Annotated in this window: 12 protein-coding genes and 1 pseudogene; 4 read left to right on the top strand and 9 right to left on the bottom strand. The window is 67.1% G+C overall.

Features of this window, described 5'->3' with window-relative positions; all coding sequences use genetic code 11:
• Positions 1 to 139: 139 nt before the first annotated feature.
• Both DM194_RS27695 and DM194_RS27690 read left to right on the top strand, forming a co-directional pair.
• Positions 140 to 1,213: a DUF3644 domain-containing protein gene (locus DM194_RS27695; protein WP_111070864.1), complete on the top strand. Its 1,074-nt coding sequence runs from the start codon at positions 140 to 142 to the stop codon at positions 1,211 to 1,213.
• Between the two features lie 116 nt (positions 1,214 to 1,329).
• Positions 1,330 to 3,267, top strand: a complete 1,938-nt coding sequence (locus DM194_RS27690) for a hypothetical protein (RefSeq protein WP_111070863.1) — start codon at positions 1,330 to 1,332, stop codon at positions 3,265 to 3,267.
• Positions 3,268 to 3,752: 485 nt separating this feature from the next.
• Here the strand turns inward: DM194_RS27690 and DM194_RS27685 are convergent, their stop codons facing one another.
• Together DM194_RS27685 and DM194_RS27680 are read right to left on the bottom strand one after the other, a co-directional pair.
• Positions 3,753 to 4,439: a hypothetical protein gene (locus DM194_RS27685; protein WP_111070862.1), complete on the bottom strand. Its 687-nt coding sequence runs from the start codon at positions 4,437 to 4,439 to the stop codon at positions 3,753 to 3,755.
• A 493-nt stretch (positions 4,440 to 4,932) separates the two neighbouring features.
• Complete coding sequence (locus tag DM194_RS27680) at positions 4,933 to 6,096, bottom strand: DNA-binding protein (RefSeq protein ID WP_111070861.1); 1,164 nt, start codon at positions 6,094 to 6,096, stop codon at positions 4,933 to 4,935.
• 372 nt (positions 6,097 to 6,468) lie between these two features.
• Between DM194_RS27680 and DM194_RS27675 the strand changes: the two genes are divergently transcribed.
• A complete protein-coding gene (locus DM194_RS27675; protein WP_111070860.1) occupies positions 6,469 to 7,593 on the top strand; it encodes a site-specific integrase in 1,125 nt (374 codons plus the stop codon).
• 66 nt (positions 7,594 to 7,659) lie between these two features.
• On the opposite strand, the gene DM194_RS27670 is transcribed toward DM194_RS27675, so the two are convergent.
• Positions 7,660 to 9,519: a PDDEXK family nuclease gene (locus DM194_RS27670; RefSeq protein WP_111070859.1), complete on the bottom strand. Its 1,860-nt coding sequence runs from the start codon at positions 9,517 to 9,519 to the stop codon at positions 7,660 to 7,662.
• 377 nt (positions 9,520 to 9,896) lie between these two features.
• Here DM194_RS27670 and DM194_RS28385 point away from each other — a divergent pair, with 377 nt between their 5' ends.
• The gene (locus DM194_RS28385) at positions 9,897 to 10,775 is read left to right on the top strand and encodes a hypothetical protein (protein WP_162630209.1); all 879 of its coding nucleotides are present in this window, start codon (positions 9,897 to 9,899) and stop codon (positions 10,773 to 10,775) included.
• A 49-nt stretch (positions 10,776 to 10,824) separates the two neighbouring features.
• Here DM194_RS28385 and tnpC read toward each other — a convergent pair.
• From tnpC to DM194_RS27640, 6 genes and pseudogenes are all read right to left on the bottom strand, one after another.
• A pseudogene (gene tnpC / locus DM194_RS27665) lies at positions 10,825 to 12,172 on the bottom strand (IS66 family transposase).
• Between the two features lie 430 nt (positions 12,173 to 12,602).
• Positions 12,603 to 13,454, bottom strand: coding sequence for a phytanoyl-CoA dioxygenase family protein (locus tag DM194_RS27660; RefSeq protein WP_111070858.1), 852 nt, complete (start codon positions 13,452 to 13,454; stop codon positions 12,603 to 12,605).
• Positions 13,451 to 14,194, bottom strand: coding sequence for a class I SAM-dependent methyltransferase (locus tag DM194_RS27655; RefSeq protein ID WP_111070857.1), 744 nt, complete (start codon positions 14,192 to 14,194; stop codon positions 13,451 to 13,453). Before DM194_RS27655 ends, DM194_RS27660 begins: the two co-directional genes overlap by 4 nt.
• Positions 14,191 to 18,384 (bottom strand): excinuclease ABC subunit UvrA, encoded by a 4,194-nt coding sequence (locus tag DM194_RS27650; protein ID WP_111070856.1) that lies wholly within the window; start codon positions 18,382 to 18,384, stop codon positions 14,191 to 14,193. The genes DM194_RS27655 and DM194_RS27650 overlap by 4 nt, the downstream gene beginning before the upstream one ends.
• Positions 18,365 to 19,237 carry a TauD/TfdA family dioxygenase gene (locus tag DM194_RS27645; RefSeq protein WP_111070855.1) on the bottom strand — a complete coding sequence of 291 codons (873 nt, stop codon included), beginning with the start codon at positions 19,235 to 19,237 and terminating at the stop codon, positions 18,365 to 18,367. The genes DM194_RS27650 and DM194_RS27645 overlap by 20 nt, the downstream gene beginning before the upstream one ends.
• Positions 19,234 to 19,920 carry a class I SAM-dependent methyltransferase gene (locus tag DM194_RS27640; RefSeq protein WP_111070854.1) on the bottom strand — a complete coding sequence of 229 codons (687 nt, stop codon included), beginning with the start codon at positions 19,918 to 19,920 and terminating at the stop codon, positions 19,234 to 19,236. Before DM194_RS27640 ends, DM194_RS27645 begins: the two co-directional genes overlap by 4 nt.
• Between the last annotated feature and the right edge of the window lie 8 nt (positions 19,921 to 19,928).

Raw genomic sequence — 19,928 nt, 5'->3', positions numbered from 1 at the left:
AGCGGCGGCCGCTCAGCTGGCGTCCACGCTTTGCTGCACACACGACGCCGAAAACAGGTTGCCGTCGCCCTCGCGGACTGGGCATCTTTCCGCAGTCCTACCACAGTTGGTGGTGGCGTTCGGGCGGAGGGGGCTCAGTATGCGCAAGGAGGCAAGAACACTCTACGGGAAGGCGGTGGACTCGCTTGTCCTCGGCGTGGACCATTTCAATCGGGCTTGGGACCGGGGAAGGACCGAGGCGGTCCTCATCATGCTGGACCGGGCGTTCGAGCTGCTGCTCAAGGCGGTGATCGTGCATCGTGGAGGCAAGATCCGCGAGAAGAAGGGAACCCAGACGATCGGCTTTGACTCCTGCCTCCGTAAGTGCTTTTCCGAGGAGCCCCTGATCTGCCTGTCCGAGGACGACGTCGTTGCCCTCCAGAACCTCAACAGTCTGCGTGATGCGGCACAGCATTACCTCGTCGAGGTCTCCGAGCACCAGCTCTACATCTACGCCCAGGCCGCGGTCAGCCTGTTCGGCAGGCTCACGAAGGACGTTTTGGGGTTGCCTCTGCGGGACGACGTGCCGGAGCGCGTGCTCCCTGTCTGTGCCAAGCCGCCCAAGGACATCGGCGCGGTCCTCGACATGGAGTTCGCCGACATCAAGGCGATGGTGTCCCCTGGTTCGCGCAGGCGCCTGGACGCGAAGGCTAAGCTCCGGGCCTTCGCGGTTCTGCAGGCGTCTCTTGACGGCAGAAAGTCCCAGCCGAGCGACGCGGAGCTCGACGCCGTCGTCAAGCGCATCCACAAGGGCGAGGAATGGCGGGCGATCTTTCCCGGCGTCGCCACGCTAACCATCGACCCGGAGGCGGACGGGCCCGGTCTCGCGCTCCGCGTGACCAAGAAGGAGGGTGAGGCCGTCAGGCTGGTGACCGAGGGAACGCCCGACGCCACAGTGATCGCGGTGAAGCGTGTCAACGAACTCGACTACTACTCGCTGGGTCTGAAGGATCTCACGAAGAAGCTCAAGACAACTCAGCCGAAGCTACTGCTTTTAATGGAAATAGAAGGCATACAGGAGAACCTAGACTACTGCAAGACCTTCAAGATCGGGAAGATGGAGACAAAGCGGTACAGCGCGAACGCCCTCGACTTCCTGTACAAGAAGCTCCGGGAAATCGACATTGAGGAGTTCTGGCAGGAGCACCGCAAGGGCGCCAAGGTCCTGGCCTGACGGGCCGCTGTGCATGGCGGGTCATGCGCGAAAGGCAGGTGGGAAGAGCCGTGACATGACGAGGCGGCCCGGAGCGCCGACAACGGCACCGTAGACTGTATCCGAAGGAGCCTGACGTGGCGAATTTGCTGTCGTTTGAACGAACGAACATCAATCTGGTCGATGACGGGCTGCTGTGCGCCTTCTACGACCTGAAGGCGGAACTGGCCTACTTCTGCTCCATCCCCACCGTCCGCCCGCGCCGTGACCGCCATGCCGACACGCTCGCCGTCCTGGATCGCTGGTTCGCATTCGAGCCTAAGCGACGGCTCGAAACCATCACGGATTTGGCCATCGGACGAAACGGCGCGGTGAAGGCGCCTCTGTTGGGAAGCTCCCTGCTCCTAGCCTCCGAGTGGGCGCGTTGCGCCGAGTTCTTCAGCGCTGACGACTTCCAGTCCACAGAGGCCCTGAGGGCGGCGTACCGGCGCGCGGCTAAGGCGTGCCATCCCGACGGCGGCGGGTCTCACGAGGAGATGATCGCGCTGAACGATACCTTCGCGCTGCTATACGAGGCGGTCTCCTCCGAATGGGTGCAGCGTGAGCTCCAGGCAGCGGACCGCCGGGGCAGAGAACGCGACATGGGGCCGTTCGGCATCGACCTGAGCGTGATAAAACCGACCAAGGCCAAGCCGTTCCGCGCCGCCGCCTTATTGGACGAGGCGATCGCCAAGCTGTGGCTGGAGATCCTCGTCGACGAATGGAACCTCGACGCCGCCGTCCGTATGGTCGGCGGCTTTGCCCGCTTCCCCCTGCTCCTCACGCCGCGCGCCAGTCCACTGCCGATGGAGCGGTGGGGTCTCCTGTCCATCGTGCAGAAGTTGGTCGAGCGGTGCCATGCCCTCAACCGCCCAGACCTGTGCGCGGACATTGTCCCGCGGCTGGCTGCGGAGATCGCGAACTCGGAGATGGACTACTACAATGGGCGCCTGAAGGAGACTCTCAGCGGCGTGAAGAGGGCTCCGGTCCTCAACCACCCCCGGCAGCGGTCCAACGCCGAGCGGCTGTCGTCTCGTCCTCTTCCGGCGGTCAGGACACGCTCCGGCAAGACGGCGTTGACCGAGGCGGCAAATGCACCCGTGACCGCCTCGACCGAAATCGTCTCCTTCACCGCGTTGCCCTTCGACCCACCGCCCGGCGCGAGACCTCCCGACCCATCCCGAATCCCGTTTCCCCGGGCCTACGGCCCGCCGTCGGAGAGCTACACGCCCGCGCAGTCCTGGGAATACCACCAAGCGTTCTACGGCAGCGGCGGTCGGGACCTGATCGACAAGCACAAGTGGGCGCGGGCGTGGTCGATCATGCTCACGCTCGTCACGTCGGATGTCCCCCCGGCGCCGGTCCTGGTGCAACTGAAGCGGCTGGGGGACATGTTCCCCGACCACATGGCGCACTTGGCGCAGATCGGCGAATTTCTTCAGCGGATGGAGCCCGGCCAGTTGCGCGAACGATTGTCGTTGCTTCGGAAACTGGACGCCGCCGTCCGCCGTGGCTCATTTCCCGGCTGGGATCCGATCCGCTACGCGAATGGTACTGAGTGCCTTGTGGTCGGGGTAGGGAGCGGCTACGTGGATGTCGTCCGGGCCGACCCCGAACGGCTGAAGCTGGCGATCCGAACCGGCTCGCTCCTGACCGCCGAGGAGAACAGGCGACGTAGCGGCGCCTGGACGCGCATGCACCGCTTCCTTGACGACCAGCGGCGCAAGGGCGCCGACGCCTTCGAGGAGATGAACCGAGGCGACGACGAAGCCGTGGTCCGGATCAAGTCCGCCTACATCGACGCATGCTTGGCGCTTGCTCCAGAAGTCATGGAGGTCGCGGGCGGGTTCCAGATCTGCTGGAGTTACGATCGGATGACGGCGGCACTCGTCCGGCTCGGCTGCTGGACGGAGGCCCGAGCCCGGCTGCGGCAGTTGTTCGCATTGCCGGAGTGCTTCTTCGAGCGGTGCTCGCCGTCCGATCGTCAAACCCTGCGCAAGCGCCTGGACAGGCTCGAACGCCAACTCGACCCGTGATCGCTGCAACGTCCGCGGCTACAAGATCCACGGCGAGAACCTCGACGGTGCCCACGGAGCGCCGCTCAGCGCCCGCCTGTACGGCGCGTTCCGGATCGATGCCGACGCGACCTCTGGATGGAAGGGTTGCGCCGCTCGCCGACAGGAGCAACGCCGTCGGTAGGTCGCCGACACCCTCGCCGCCGCCGAGGCGCAGGGGGGCGGCTGCACTTTGGCCCGCTCCACCGCGACTTGCTCCCAGATGGGTGGCTGAACCCGACAGGACGTCGCGAGCCGCGGCCTGCGACCGGAGCATTGCCGCATCGTCGCTACCCGTGACACGTCCTATGGGACGGTGATGTAATACCATGTGGCCAAAATCGATTCGGACCGCATGGAGGAGCACCGCGCCTAGCAACGGCTGGCGGCCTGGGCGCGCCGTGCCCGCCGCAGCGCTTGGTCCCGATAGGCTGGGGAGGCCCCGGTCCGGGACCGGGGCCGTCAGGTCAACGTGAGAACTGGGCGTCCTCGAAGCTCAGGGCGAGTCGGTCGGGGTAAAGGTCGATGAGGTATGTGACCTCCATCTCGTCGCCCCCATGGTGCCACACCGTCGCCGTTCCGCCGACCTGGAGCCCCCCGTCGCCGAGCTGCTGGATGTGGCCGATCTCGATATCGTCGAGGTCCTCCACTCCGAGTCCCTCGGGATCGACGTCCGGATCGCCGTCGATCATCGCGCGCGTCTGGAGAAGCGGCGGCACGCGGTCCTCCAGGTACGCCCACATCTCGTCCTCGCTCTCCATCGCGAGCAGGATGGGCAGGTCGGAGACGCGCAGTGGACGCGACTCGTAGCCGGGCACATTGTCGCTTGTCCGCGCCGTCGGCCGAACGTGTCCAATCAGTGTTCGGGCGAGGGCCCCCGAGATCCGCCACAGACGATTCAGGACGGCCGCTTGCTCGGCCCTGCGCGTCTGGACCAACTCCTCAGGCAGCGCGTCGTCGAGTTCGGACGGCGCGGCGGTGCCGTTCTCAGCGTCACGGCGCAGGGCGGTCCAATCCGGGTGCCCAGGGCAGGCAGCGAGGCCACGCTGGCACTCGGTGTAGCTCCGCGACTCGCCGATGTGGGCGGCCCAGTCTTGGAGGCTGCGGGCCTTCTTCTTCGGCAGCTTGGTACCGCGGTGGTGAAAGGTCGTCATGGTTCATCTCCTAAAGCCGATTGTGGGCATGCAGGGCGTTCACGAACGCGCGTGCATGCCTTGCCGCGCGGCAGTTGGTCCAAAGATGCGCGCGTCCAGCGATGGCCAGACTGCGGCAGAAGGTTCTCAGGTGGACCGACGCCCTGGCACGGGCTTGGAGACAGTGGCTCCGTCGGGATCGGGGGTCCCGCGCGGCCGATAATAGCCCCGGGTTCGACAGGGTCAACCCACGACGTTCGACTGGTTCCGGGCTCGTTCGTGAAGCCGTCGCGAGAGCATGGTGGAGCGGTTCAGTGCCGCATGGATGCCGTTGAGATGACGGCTCTCCTCCTTGGAGGTCAGCGGCGGCTGAAGGGTCGGAGGAATTGGGCCGCGGCGGGTCAGCCAATTCATGGTTCGGCGGAGACGATGGCGGAGTTGTCTATCGACAAGGAATGCATGGCGTTCGAGCTGCGACAGGTCGACCTCCATCATCAGGTTAGAGCATGCAGGGTCAGCCGCCGGGTGCCTCCTGCATCGGCGCACGTTCCTGCGTATCTTCGGTTGGGCGCTTCGTGTGCACGCGCCGGTGTGCGGGCCGGATGGCGGACTTCGGCGCCGGTTCCGTGCTGCTGCTCCGGAGCGCCTCAGCCTCGGTCACGGCGCGCTCAGCGGCCTTTTCAGCGGCGACGCGCCCGTCGCGCTCCCCGTCGCGCTCCGTCCTCAAGCGGTTGACCTCGGTCTGGAGTCGGCCGTTCTCCGCCGTGAACGACTTCAACTCCGCCCGAGCCTCGGCGGCAACGCGTTCGGCGGCCAGCCGCTCCTCCTGGAGCTTGTCGTTCCGGGCGCGCTCGGCGTCCCGCTGTGCCCGAATGTCGTCCAGTTCGCGACGAAGGCGGCCGACTTCGGCGGCATGGTCCTGCTGTGCGGAGGTCTGTGACTGCCTCAGGAACTCCGCGTCGCTCCGCGCTGCGTTGGCGTCGCTCCGCGCTGCCTCCCTCGCGGCTTCGGCCGTCTCGGCGCGCTGCCGCAGGGACTCGATCTCGCGCTCCTGCTTGCTCACGAGGATCTTGAGTTCGTTGGCCAGCGACTTTGCGGCGGCGAACTGCGGCCGCAGCGCCTCCAGCTCGCCCTCGGCGGCGGCTGCGCGCGTATCAGCCTCGTCCAGAGCGGCGGCAATTTCAGCTTCGTTCGCCTGTGCCTCCGCGACGGCGGCCTCGGCTTCCTCGGTGATGCGCTGGACCTTGTCGGCGGCTGCCTTCTCGGCCCGGTCAGCGCGTTCCTTCTCTACGGCCTTCACGGTGTCGAGTTTGGTGCGCGCGATGTCGCGCTCCGCATGCACGACGGCGGAGAGCTTGCCCTTCATGAGATCGGCGAGTTGCGTCATGAGCGCCTGCACTGCCGGGTCGGCGTCGAAGTCGGCCGCCACGTCATCGGTATCCGGGCGGCGGGTCTGCGTCGGCTCGTCCAACGCCGCGGCCGCGTCCACCCGCTCGCCGCGCAGCTCCCGCAGGCACCGCAGGATGTCGGTGTGGCTGCCGCCACCCAGGACGTCCCGCACCGCCCGCGTGGTCGGCCTCCGGCCCTCGCCGACCAACTGGCGGGCGGCCTCGCGCACGCTCTCCAGGGTCACCAGAGCTTCGGTCCCAGCCATTACGTCCGCCATCACGTTCTCCATCACCGACGTGGATACTAGGATAACGTAGCGCTGTTACGGTCGTCAACGTTATTGTTACATAGCTTTGAATAACGATATAACAGATAACAGTGTGCGTTATCCGTTACGGGTGCTCTGACGAGGTTAGGTATCATTCACCCGTCGGGCTTGGCATCCTGCCCGCTCCGGCCTGGGACATCGGTTTCACCGCCTGATCGGCTGTTGTGTCCGCTATCCCTTTCATTGGCGTGTTGATTGGCAGGTCGGCAGAAGCGGTTTCACGACACACGGCCGTGGTTGCGTGGCGGCGCCCTCCCCAGCTACATTGATCTGGGTAAGAGGGATTCTCACGACCAATACGACGCCAGGGACCGGCGGGAGCCGGAGGTTAGCATGGACAACAAAGACGAGTGCGGCGCTCCGGACAACAGACGGACGGAGCCGCTGACCGTCGGCCCCGCCGACGGACCGGCCCCCGACGACCAGGACGCCGTGGACCCGGCTGCGCTCCCGGTGACGCTCGGCCGGACCGGCGGCGCGCTCGCCGATCCCACCGACCTGATCGCCGAGGACGCCGCCGCCGCCCGCCGGTACACCGAACTGTCCCGGGCGCCGTCCACGCTGCGCGCCTACGCCGTCGACTGGGCAGCGTACCTGGCGTGGTGCGGCGAACGCGGCTTCGCCCCGTTGCCGTCGCACCCGGCGCAGGTCGCCCTGTTCATCGGGCACCAGGCCGACGCCGGTCTGGCCGTGCCGTCGATCAACCGGCGTCTGGCCGCCATCGCGCACCACCACCGCCGGGCCCGCCAGCCGCTGCCCTCGGCGCACCCGGACGCCGCCGTGATGGAGGACGCAATGGCGGGCGTCCGGCGCGCCCGCGCCCAGGAGTCCGCCGCGGCGCCGGGCGGGAAGCGGCGCGGCGGCAAGAAGAAGGCGGCGACCGCCGATCTCGTGCGCGCGATGCTGGACGCGATTCCGGAGAGCGGGCTGCGGAACCTGCGCGACCGGGCGCTGCTGGCCTTCGGCTTGGCGACGGCGATGCGGCGTTCCGAACTGGCGGCGCTACGGGTCGAGCACCTGACCTGGACCAGGGACGGCGTGGACGTGCTGGTGCCGCTCAGCAAGACGGACCAGGAGGGCAAGGGCGCCGTGATCGCCGTTCCGCGCGGGCTGCGCATCCGGCCGGTGCTGCTGCTGGAAACGTGGCTGGGCGCCAGCGGCATTACCGAAGGGCCGGTCTTCCGGCGCATGTTCAAGGGCGATCGCCCGTCCCCGCACCCGATGTCGGGCGAGGCCATCGCGCTGGTCGCCAAGGAGCGGGCGTCCGCCGTCGGGCTGGATCCGGCCGCGATCGGCGCGCACTCGCTGCGGTCGGGCTTCCTGACCTCGGCGGCGGAGAGCGGCGCCACCGTCTTCAAGATGCAGTCGCAGTCCCGGCACAAGAGCCTGGACGTGCTCGCGGGCTACGTCCAGGACGCCGACCGATACAAGGACCACGCGGGCGGCAGATTCCTGTGATGCTGAACCGTGGGCGCAGCCTGCTCGACCGCATCCGGCTGCTGTTGTACGTGCCGCTCCGTTCCTTCAGAAGGAGAAGTCCAACTGTTTCGGACGCCCAACCGGCACTACAAGGCCCTTCGCCTGCACGAAGATTTCCTCCAGCCGGTCCACAATGTCCTCGTAGTACGCAATCCTCTCCAAAACGAACCCGTGCGCCTGCGCCCAATCGGTTTTGGCGGCGTCGTTCCGCTTGACCATCTGGAAGTAACGCTCGGCGGCGTCCGGCCCCTGGCCTCCAAAATTCTGTGGGATGAAATGCTGGATCCCGTCGAACTCGATGAGCAGGTTGCGGTCGGGAACGTGGAAGTCGTAGCGGAACTGCCCGAACAGGTTCGCCTGCGGCACGTAATCCATATCGTGCTCGTCGAGCCACTGGGCGATGGTCTGCTCGCCCCTGGACGACATGCAGCTGGGGCAGCCGCGTCCGTTGAGATGGCTGTTCGCGGCTTGGTCAAACGCGCCGTGTTTCCCGCAGATGATGGTGATCTTCTCGCCGCTCGTGATGTACTCGACCAAGCGGTAGTCGTACCTGTCGCCGTGGACGGCCTTCGCTCGCTCGACGAACGTCCGCCCCGCCTCGGCGGCCCGCTGCCGCGCCCTGGCCGCGTGGATCTCCATGCCGCACTCGCGGCAGCCATAGCCATTGATCCTTAGGTGCTCTCCGGGCAGCTGGACCGTGGCTCCATGGACGTTGCAGATGACCAGAATGGGCGTCCGGGAGTCTACGTACTCAGTTTCACTGTAGTCGAATCTGTCACCGTGCATGAGTTTTGCGCGTTCGATGAAGGTCTGCGCGAAGGCACGGTTGCGCGCCGCCCCGACACGCTCGTGCCCGCACTTCCGGCAGCCTTGCCCCGCAAGGTGGTGGGTTGGAGCCTGCGAGAAGGGGCCGTGCTTGGGGCAGACGATGGTGATCTTGGCGAGCGCGCCCCTGAGAACGGCTTTCGAGTAGTCGTAGCGGTCACCGTGGATTTCGCGCGCCCGGCCCGTGAACGAGGCGTTGAACGCGGCGGATTCTTCGGCGAGGTGCTGCGCCCGCTGCAGATCTCCGCAATCCGGGCACCCTCTGCCCATCAGATGGGGATTGGGCGACTGGATGAACGGCCCGTGCTCGCGGCAGACGATTGTCACCTTGGTCGTGTTGTCCGTGTACGACACAAGGGAGTAGTCGTAGCGGTCACCGTGGACGCAGCGCGCCTTGTCGGCGAACTCGCGGCCAGCCTTCTCCGCCGTGGCCGTCTGGAAGGCATCCCGACGTTCCTGTCCGCATCGCGGGCATCCGTTGCCGTGCAGATGCATGTTCGGCGTCTGATTGAAGGCGCCATGGCGCGGGCATCCGATCAGGACGTGCTCCGTTGACCTCCTGTAAACGGCTTGGCTGTAGTCGTACTTGTCCCCATGGACAAGACGCGCCTTGTTCACGAAGGATGCCGCCGCCCGTTTCGACTTGGCTTCGTTGACCTTCTGTGTCTTCCGCCGTCCGCACCGCCGGCATCCGTCACCGCGGAGATGCATGTTCGGCGTCTGATGGAAGTCTCCGTGTTCGTTGCAGCGGATGACTACGTTGTCCTGGCACCCGGCGTACACGACGCCGCTGTAGTCGTACCGGTCGCCATGGACGGCCCGTGCCTTCGCCTCGAACTGCCTCCCGGTCTCGGCGGCGAACGCCGCCCGTGCCGCGCTCACCTTGTCCCGGCCGCAGGCGTAGCAATCGTACCCAGCGAGGTGGTTGGCGGGCTTCTGGCGGAACTCGCCATGCTGGGGGCACACGATGATGATGTCGGTTGCCGAATTGACGTAGTCCACGCGGCTGTAGTCGTACTGCCTTCCGTGTACGGAGCGTGCCTTCTCGATGAATTCCGAGGTCGTGAGCTTTCTGGGCATGCGATGGAGTTCCAGCCTGGAGCCGCGGCATTATACGCCCCTTACGCAGCCTCGCCACAGGGTGCTTGTGAAGGCGCCCGCACCACGCGAACGCTACTGTGTGGATCGCCATGTGGGAGCGCATCCCCGTCACCTCCGGGATTCCAGCGGGCAAGTCCCTCGCCGAGCCTAAGGCGGTCCGGGCCATCCAGAAGCATCCCGCGAAGAAATTGGGAAAACTCTAGCTAATGAAGCTCGCCAACATAATTTGCACAAAATATCAATAACTGCATTCTTGATGTCGTCGTAGAGAGGTGATACGGTTTAGCTAATTTTTGCGTGCGTTTTAGCAATGTGGAGGAAAAGTGTTTATAACGAAGCAAATCTCCCCAATCGAGATGTTGTCAGAACTTATTACTCGAAACGACTATGATGTTTCTGATACAGAACTACTAAAAACTCTTACCCATAACAAAGACTTATGCCCCATGTTTCGCAACAGAGTTAATAATATGCTGGAGGTATATTCAAAGCATCGTGTTGATGTTTACGATATCCAAGGGATTAAAGACGATGGCGTTGATGTTATTCTAACTTATAAAGATGAAGATGGGGAAAAGAGGGTTGGTCTGCAAATAAAAAGTTATAATGAAATAGAGGAGTGGTATTCTGGGAAAAAAAGCGAAGTTTCTTTTCTGAAAAACCTTAAATCTCAATATGCAGATGCATTTGCAAATGCCAGAGTGCAATTTTTATATATTGTAATTTGCACTGATGCTGCTAGGCATATTGAACAAATCAGGTCCATTGCGGCTGCATTCAAAACATATGCTGATGTAAAAATTATAATTCCTCCTCAATCTATGTCATTACTGTATATGTCAAATATTAAAATGACAGCAATAATGACGAAGTTGCTCTGCCAAAATGACTACCTTCTAAAGGAAGCTCGAAGTGCTGTAAGCAAGCACTCGCAAATTTATGCGAGACTTTTAATAGAATTGACATGCAGGGCTTTTAACGGGGATTCAACTATAGACGACAGGGGGATCTTTTCTCTTTCCGGAGAAGGTAAATCGGACGAGGATATCACAAATGATATCATAACGGCAAAGGAAAATCTTGAAAATGACAATGTACTGATATGGAATGGCAATGGATATGATATTAACCCGACGAGTGTAGCTCCTCTTTGCGCAATATATTTTGACCAAAAGGTGCGTCATGATCTTGGAGATATGATGGTCGATTATCTATCAGAACTTCTTTACCAATAATATAATATGAAAATCCGTTAAATATCAGGTAATTGCTCAGGGGGGCTGGTCAGTCGGCGAAGATTGGCTGTCCAGCGATGGCGCGTGAGATGGCCTGATGGGCCGAGAGGCCGTTGAGGCGCCCGGTGCCGATGACGGAGCGGATCAGGGCGTGGAAATCGGCGCCCCAGAGCGACCGGAAACCGTTCGTCACCTTGCGGAAGATGACGCTCGGGCGCAGCGCCTGCTCGGAGGCGTTGTTGGTCGGCGGCACGGCGCGGTCCGTGAGGAAGGTGAAGAACTGGGAGCGCCAGCGTTTGGTCTGGCGCAGCACCTCAGCTCCGGCCTCGGTAACGGTCGGCAGGGCCAGCAGGTGATCAAGCCGCCGCTCGGCCCTGGCGCGATACTGGGCCAGCGTGCTGTCCTTCAAGTCCGGCCGTCGTCGCCCCACCGCGATCGCCCAGCACAACAGGCGGCGCAGGGCCGGAGCGAAGCCAATCTCACCGGCATCGATGGCGTATTGCACGTCGCGCAAGACATGGGCGAGGCAGACTTGGTGGGTGTCGGCATGGCCCTGCTGGGCGCCCCAGCGATCCGACACCCAGCAGCGCGGCCGATGCTCGCCCAGCACCTCGGCAATGACCTCGCGTCCGCGCGAGGGGTGGATGCGGTGCAGGACGGCGGTGTCGCTGATCAGCACCCATTCCCAGCCCATGCGGGTGCCCTGATCCGCCGTGGTCAGCCGCGCCCCGGTTTCGTCGCAGCCGATGACGTCCGCTCGGCGCAGCCGCTCCACGATTGCCGTCCCGGCACCTTGCAACGGGCGGCTGGCCCGGCGCAGCGCGTTGGCGATGGCGCCTTCGCTGATCCGCAGCCCAAACAGCTCGGCCGTCAGCCGGGAGAGCCGGTCGTAGCCGACGGCGTGCTGATGATGCAGATAGGCCAGCATCGCCAGGACCGACGGGCCAAACGGCGAGCCGGGCGGCATCGTTTCGGGTGGCGTGGCGCGTACCCGGCGCCGACAGGCCGGACAGCGCTGACCGAAAAGCCGCACCCGCGTGATCACCGGCCGGATCGGCGGCAAGTCGATGTGATCGTAGGCATGGCGAAGCCGCTGGGTGTCGGCCGTCACCGCGGTGCCGCAGTGGGCGCAGGCGTGCGCATGGCAGTCCACGACCTGATCGGTATCGGCGGCCAACGCACGCGTCACTCCGGGTCCCTTGCGCTTACGCCGCGGCTTCTTGGGACGCGGCGGACGGTTCGCCTTCTGGCCGCGTGAGGGGGGGTAGACTGGAGTTGCTCGGCGTCTTCGCTGGCTGGTTCAGCTTCGCCTCGAGCGCTGCGACGCGCTCCAGCAGCGCCAGGATCAGCGCGTCCTTCTCCTCCGGACTCAGGCGGGACAGATCGGGGCGAGTCATGGAGAGGTTGACTCATATCCTGGCCTCTCGAGCAACGTCCCGTTAGGGGCACCCACGAATGCCCGGGTGCCAGACCGTGCTCATCACAGGCCAGCCCCCTGAGCAATTACATAGCGCTGAAGGCGCCTGCACACAGCGTATCGCTACATCCACCCCATCCAGAATGGCAGCGGGCCGTCCGCTGCACAGTGGGATATGGACGCCTATCCTTGGGGGAGGTGGCAATGATGCGCTACAAGCAAGTGATTGGATGCAGCCCGCGTGCTCGGAATTTGCCTGCTCGAAAGGTCGAGACCGCCGTCAGCTCCAGGGTCGCGAACCTCATAACCAGCTTGGGCATTCCAGCCACCTGCAAGGTCGCCTGATCACGGCTGCTCCGCCCTCCGGCCGAATTGTGCGCCGAAATCCCACTGGAAGGCCTTCCCTCACTTCAAAACCCTTGCATCGGCAACTCGGGGCCGCGGCGCAGCCAGTTGTCGGAGGGGTAGCGGCAGGTACCGTCAATCACGTGCAGCACGTAGGACTCGCGGGTCCGGTGCGACCGGTTCTCCGGGCTGAAGTGCGGCAGTAGCGCGTGCATCAGCAGCAGGCTGTTCCGCCGCACTGCGACGGGGACGAAGCGCTCTTCCGGCCAGGGGGTGGGGTCGATCACTTCGACCCCGCTGTCGCCGCCGTCCATCCGGCGGAAGCGGCTGCGCAAGGCGCTGCGGTGGGCGCCGGGCAAGACGTGCAGGCAGGCGTTTTCCTCGTCCGCGTCCTCCAGGGCGAACCAGAACGCCACCACGCTGGGTGGCTCGGTGACCATGAAGGTCGCGTCCTGGTGCACGAAGAAGGCGCGGCCGATGCCCGGCTGCTTGAAGATGTACTGCGATTGCAGCAGGAGCGGCCGGCGGATCTCCAGGTCCGCCGCCAGCGTAGCCAGTCTCGGCGTCCGGCAGAAGGCGTCGAACACGGGATCGAGGTCGTGCAGCGCGCGCCCGATCTTTCCCATGGCGCGGTGCTTTGGACGCAGCAGCGTGCCGTCCGGCGCCACCGCGTCCGGTTCCAGGAAGTAGTGGATGCGGTCGCCGGCGTCGAGGACGTAAGCTTCGTACTCCGGGCTCTCCAGCTGCACCGGCATGCCGACCGGCTCGAAGGCATCCACCAACTCGGCCGCGCGGCGGCGCAGCGCGGCGCCGTCGGCCTCGGCGATGAAGTCCGGCAGCACCAGATAACCGTCGCGCGCCCAGCCGTCCTGCTGCGCGGGGGTCAGCACACCGCCGGCCGTGTGTCGGTGCGTCATGCTGCCGCCCCCCGATCCGCCACCACCCAGGCGCTGACCGAACCACCGAGCGGATCGCGCCGCCAGGAGCCGTAGATCCGCACGCCGGAGAACCCGACCCGCCCGGCCAGTCGGGCCAGCAGCTCGGCGTTGGCGATGTTCAGCGCGTGCTCCTCCCACAGCAGCTCACCCGCCGATTTCCCGGCGTAGACATAGCGGGCCTTGACCTGATCCGGTCCCAGCGGGGCGAACTGGAACAGGAACACCACGTCGTCCGGGGTTCCGTCGGCGCCCGGCTCACGGTCCTCGAACACGGCGGCCTGCATGTTCGGCGCGTGGGCGCATTGAAGGAGCAGCCGGCCCCCGGGCGCCATGGCCCCGTACATCCGCCGCAGGATGGCGATCGCGGCGTCCGCGTTGGCGGCGTAGTTGATCACCCAGGACAGCGCGCAGATCCCGTCCAGCGCCGGGCCGCCGCCGATCTCCTCCATGGCCTGCACCGCCGCCCGGCCGGGACCGAGCCGGCGCTCCGCCTGGGCGACCATGGCCGGGGCAGCGTCGATGCCGTGCGCGTCGAGGCCGGCGGTCAGCGCCTTCTCCACGAACACTCCGGTACCGCACCCCACGTCGAGGATCCGCCGCGCCCCGGCCGCGCGGAATTCATCCAGCACGAAGGCGTGATCGTCACGGTAATGGTCCGGCGGGGTGTGCAGGTCGTAGCGGTGCGCGAAATCGCCGAACAGCCGGAAGGCTTGCGTCATGCGCCGTACTCCAGGTCGGTGAAGCGCCGCATGGCTTCCTGCGCGACGGTCCGGAAGGCCGCGGCGGGCGCTTTCAAGGGCGTATCCGGTTCGCTGCGGACCAGCGGCTCGAAGCACCCCAGAACGCGGTCGCGGGTGAGCCGCTGGCGCGGCCGGTCCACGGGCGTGGCCGCCAAGGCAGAGCACAGCTCCCCAATTGTGCCTGACCGTATCCAGGCGTCCAGGAGCCGCCCGCCGAACGTCAGCAGCCGGACGGCCACGCCGTGGCCGCTTCCTCCGCACGCGGGGCAGGGCGCCGTGTGGACCGACGCCTCGACCGCGGCGCGCCAGCTTGCGTGCCGGCTGCGCGGCAACTCGGCCAGGAGCCGCGTGTCCAGGCCGTCCCAGCGCAGCCAGGACGCGACCTCGTCGGGATCGGCTTTGGCGGTCTTCAGGAAGCTGCCATGGCCGGGACGCTGCCAGTGGCCGGACCGGATCCAGGCCGCGTCGCCCTCCAGCAATCCCTCCTCGGCCATGCGTCGCAGAAAGGGGCGGAACTCAGCGCGCCAGACGCCTTTCATGAGGGCGGCCGCCTCGGGGCGCAGATAGGCGCTGGGATCGTCCGGCGCGGCCCGCGCGCCGGCCAGGACGAGGTCGGGGTTGAGGGTGCGGACGGTGCCGGTCCCTGCGCAGGTGGGGCACTGCCCCTCCGGCAAGAACCGGGAGACGTGCGTCGGAGTCAGGCGCGCCGGGCCGGCCAGCCCACGCTCGAAGTCCACGGGCGTACGCTGCACGGCGGCGAGCACCGTGCCGGCCGGCCGGCTCAGCTCCGCATAGCCGCCTCCGACGGCCAGCGCGTGGCGCAGCCGGTCGCGGCGGTTCGCCGGCCCGGCCGCATTGTCCAGCATCGCACGCGCGGCACCCGGCCGGCCGGGCTCCCAGACGCCGGGTACCCGCAATGCCAACTGCCGAACGCGCCGGAAGGCGGCCTCCATCACCGAGCGCGGGAGGTGACTGCCCCACTGGCGCAAGTCCGGGAGCAGCGGATTCACCGCCAGCTCCGCATCAGGCTCCGCCTCCCACCGCTCCAGCAGGGCGGCTTCGTCCTGCGCGGCCGTCGCCTGCACTCCGTCAATCAGCAGCTTGGCGAATTCGAGGTTGAGGTCGGCGATCTCCCAAAGGCGGCGCTTCGGGTCGAGCAGGCGCTCAAAGGCCGGCGTGGGGTCTCCGGCCGGGCAATCGGCGAGGTCGCCATCGACCAGCCGTCCAAGCTCCAGCACCGGCACGGCCGGGACGGGGGACGCGGCGTGGAGAAGAGGGGAGGGCTTGCGCCGTGTCGGCGCCCGTTCGGCCGCCGCCCGCAGCGAGCGTCCGGTGGGGGTGTCCCCGCTGGCCACCGCGGCCGGCGGCGCCTGGGCGATCACCCGGCCGCCGTTCTCGCCCGCCCCTTCGCCGAACTCCACCAGCCAGTCGGCGTCGGAGACCACGTCCAGATTGTGCTCGATCAGCACCACCGTGTTGCGGTGGCCGTCCGCCATGCGGCGCAGCACCGCGTTCAGGCGCATGGCGTCTTCACGGTGCAGGCCGGCGGCCGGTTCGTCCAGGATGAAGAGGTGCCCCTCCGCCGCCTCGCCGCCCGCCAGCGTGAGGGCGACGCGCAGACGCTGGATCTCGCCGCCGCTCAGCGTATCGACGCGTCGGCCAAAGGCCAGATGGCCGACGCCCAACTCCTCCATGGCGGCGCACAGCGGCCCGAGCTGGACGGCCAGCGCCGTCTCCCCCGCCTCGTCCCAGAGCCGGCGCAGCGCGACGGCGGGACAGTCGAGCGTTGCGGCGATGTCCAGCCCCGCCACCGTCGGAGCAAGCGCCGCGGTGCGGTAGCGCTTGCCGCCGCACGTCGCGCAGCAGGCTGCCGCGCCGTCCTCCGCGACCATGCCGGTGCCCAAACAGACCGGGCAGCGGCCGTTGCCGCTGTTGAGCCGGAAATCCTCGGCTGACAGGCCGGCCGCCCTGGCCAGCGCCGTCTGCGCGAAGGCTTCGGCCAGCGCATCCATCGCCTTGGTGAGGGTGCCGACCAGACTGCGCCGGTTGCGGGGCGGAACCCGCTGGTGGAGCACGTGGACGCCGGCCAGGGGCCGGTCGATCCGAGCGCCAGCCCAGGTCCCGGCCGTGGCTTCCGCGGGATCGGCGCCGTGCAGCATCGGCACACCCCGGCTCTCCAACGCCGGGATCAGGACGCCGCGCACGAAGCTGGACTTGCCGGACCCCGAGACGCCGACGATGGCGGTCACGGCGCCCAGCGGGATGGTCACGTCCTGGCTGTGGACGTTGTGCACGGTGGCGCCGCGGATCTCGATAAAGTCGCCCGAGGGAGGGGCCACCCGCAGCGTTGCCAGCGGCGGGGGCTCCCGCCAGTCCTTCAGGATGTGCCCGCCCTGCTCGCCGGCACCCGGTCCCAGGCGGATCACCCGGTCCGCCGAGGCGACGAGTTTCGTCCGATGCTCGTTCAGCAGCACGCCGTGCTTACGCGCCAGCTCCCGCAGAACCTCGATCATCGTGTCGAGGTCGGTTTCGTGAAGGCCGCGCGCCGGCTCGTCGAGCAGCAGCACCAGCTGCTCCACCGGCAGCGCCAGCACCGCGCCGATCTGCAGCCGCCGCGCTTCGCCGTCGCTGAGCGTCGTCATGCCGCGCTCGCCGGCGATGTGCCCGAGGCCAAGGCGGCAGAGCGTGCGCGCCAGCGCGCCGATGCGCTCCAGCGCCTGGCGCCCGGCCGGCAACAGCGCCGGTTCGCGGTCCAGCACCTCGACGCAACGTTCCGCCAGCGCCGCCATGGGAAGGGCGATCCACTCGGCGAGCCCGATCCCAGCCGCGTGCAGCGCGCGCGCCTTGGCCGACCAGCGGGTCCCGCCGCAGTCCGGGCAGGAGCCTTCGTGCACGAGGTGGGCGAGCCGCGCGGCAGCCGTAGCCGAGCTGCTCCAGCGGCGCAGGATGGCGTTGCGGAACCCCTCGAAGCGCCGCGGCGCTCCCTTCTTGCGCCCGGTCTTGGGGTCGATTCCCTGGATGGGCTCGTCGCCGGTGCCGTTGAGGAGGAGTGTGCGCGCCGCCTCCGGCAGGCGTGTCCAGGGGAGGTCCGGCCAGAAATCGTTGCGGCCGGTGAGCGCCTCGATGGTTTCGTGCTGGATGTTGACGTGCTTGTAGCCGGTGGGGCTCCACAGGCTGATGGCGCCCTCGCGCAGGCTGCGCTCCGGGTGTGGAACCAGGGCGGCCTCGTCCACGTCGCTGGTGCGGCCCAGCCCGAGGCAGCGCGGGCAGGCGCCGCTGTCCGCGTGGTCAGGCGCGTTGAAGGACAGCAGGTGCAGGCTGGGGGGCAGGAAGAGCTGGCGGCAATCCGGGTGCACCCGGTCGCGCGCGCCGTCCAGCACCGCGCCGAAGGGGCCGTCGATGCCCGCGAAGCCGTCGCACAGCTCCACCATCACGTCAGGTCCGGCGATGGCCCAGGCCCGCGCGATCAGCGCTTCCAGATCGCCGTTGGAGGTGTTCGGGCCGACCACGATGCGGCCGACCTCCGCCTCCAGCAGATGCTCGCCCTTCGAGCGGAGCGGGCTCCAGCGCGTAAGGTCCACGACGCGGCCGTTTGAGCCTAGGCGGTCGTTCTCCCCGCGCAGGGTGGCACTGGTGATGTCATGGTCGAGCAGGCGGCGGACTGCTCGCACCCCGTCGCCGGCCACCCAGCGCATCGGAATCGCCCAAACGGCGGCGGTCCCGCGATAATGGCGCTTCATCCAGGCGGCGTAGGTTCTGGGGTCCGGCGCGGACACCTCCGCCCCCTCCGGCGTCAGCACACGCCCGTCGGCCAGGAATAGGTGGCGCAGCTCGGCAAGCAGGCCGCTGGCCGTCGCCACGGTCGTGCGGGCCGAAGCGCGGAAGGGGCGTTGCGTGACGTGCAGAGACGCCGGGGCTGGGCCGACATAAGCGGCGACCGGCGGCACCGTCCGCCCGGCGTGCGGCAGGCCGAAGAGGAGACGGTCGCGCCGGATCAGCTCCGCCGCGACGGTGTCGCCCAGCAGCGAACTCTTGCCGGAGCCGGACACGCCAACGATGGCCGTCATGCCCGGAACCGGGAAGGCGCAGTCCACCGACCTCAGATTGTTGGCGTCGGCGCCGACGACCTGGAGTTCCGGCGTGGCGCGGTCAGTGGGTCTGGTGCTCATCGGACACGTGCAGGACGTAGATACGGCGGGCGACGAAGTCCATCGGGAAGCGCTGGAACGCGATGGAGCATTCCCCCCGGTAATGCAGGGTGCGGTGGTTGGACAGCAGCAGCATGTCCCCCGTACCCAGTTGGAACGGACGCGAGACGCGCAGCGCCTCCGCCTGGATGGTCTCCAGGATCTCCTCCGGCGCGTCCACGCCGTCGCGGCGGCAGGCGGCGCGGACGGTTTCCGGGTGGTAGCGGGTGATGCCGTCGCTAACGATCCGGCCGTGCCAAACCTTGGTGGAGCGGTCGTTGGCCAACCCCACCGTCTCCTCGCACAGGAAGTGCAGGGCGTTGGTCTGCCCGCTCTCCTCCAGCGCGGCCAGGAGGTCCGCGGTGCGGACGACCCGGTTGACGCCGTATTGGGGGGCTCCCGGATCGGGGACGATGCACTGGATTCCCGTGAGCGCCGGCGGCTGCGGCGAGGCGTTCAGGTCGGTGTGGAAGAACCCATCGGCCGCCGTGTGCGCCAGATCGTTCCGCCAGGGCGACATTGCGAAGATCTTCACCACTTTGCCGCCCCCGTAGGTGTGAAAGCGGCGGCCGAGCAAGGCGGCGGCGGCTATGAGCATCCGCCCGCCCTCCAGCGCCGGCAGGCCGCGCAGGATGGCGAAGTCAGCCGCCGCGAAGGCGGCGCGCACGGCTGGCGCGACCTCGCCCCAGACACGGTCCGCATCCGCGGGCAGCGGACGTCCGCCGGCAGCCGCAGCCTCCATTGCCTCGGCATCCATCGCGGCGGCATGGGCGGCGATCCGCTCGGCCGCTTCGGGAGAAATGGAGACGGTGACGGAGTCCGGATCGATGCTCATGGCTTCTCGAAGCAGAACAGCAGCTTGTGCCGGAAATGATGGTCGATGAGCGCAGCGACGCTCGGCACCGGAAAACGCGCGGCGGACGGCCGGTAGGTGACCCAGCCGTCGGTCCGCAGGGGCCGCACCGCGGGATTGAGCCCGGCCGCCTCCCCCGCACGCAGAATGTCCAGCGGGCTGTGGTCGAAGACCACCAGCCCCATGGAAACGAGGATCGGACGCCAGTGCGGCCAGAGCGGGTTCTCGGTGTGGGACCCCAGCGTCAGGTAGGCGGCGCCTCCGGGGCGCAGCACCCGCGCGATGCGCCGCATCATGCCGTCGAGATCGCCCACGAGGTAGAGTACCTCCTGGGCGGTGACCAGCGGGACCGCGTCGTCCGGGATCCGCTCCCAGCCGTCCACGTCGAGGATGACCGCCTGCGCTACCCCGGACAGGCGGGCCGCCGCCGCCGCCCGCAGCTCCGCCACCGGCTCGATGCCGTAGACCGTGCGCAGTGCCCACCGGGCGGCCACCCGCTCCAGGAAGCCCCCGCGGTGGCAGCCGACGTCCAGCAGGCCGTCGAGCGCCGCTCCGGGGGCGTCCTCCTCGATGCGGGCGATCAGGTCATCCCAGAACGGCCCGTTCGCCTCCTCCATGTCCGCGTCCATGGCGGCCGTGGGAAAGAAGGATTGGCGTGTCTCCATCGGTGCCC

It is taken from the genome of Azospirillum ramasamyi (genome assembly GCF_003233655.1).
Classification (GTDB): Bacteria; Pseudomonadota; Alphaproteobacteria; order Azospirillales; family Azospirillaceae; genus Azospirillum; species Azospirillum ramasamyi.
Note: the sequence above shows the minus strand (reverse complement) of the source record. Positions and strands in the feature narration are given on the sequence as shown.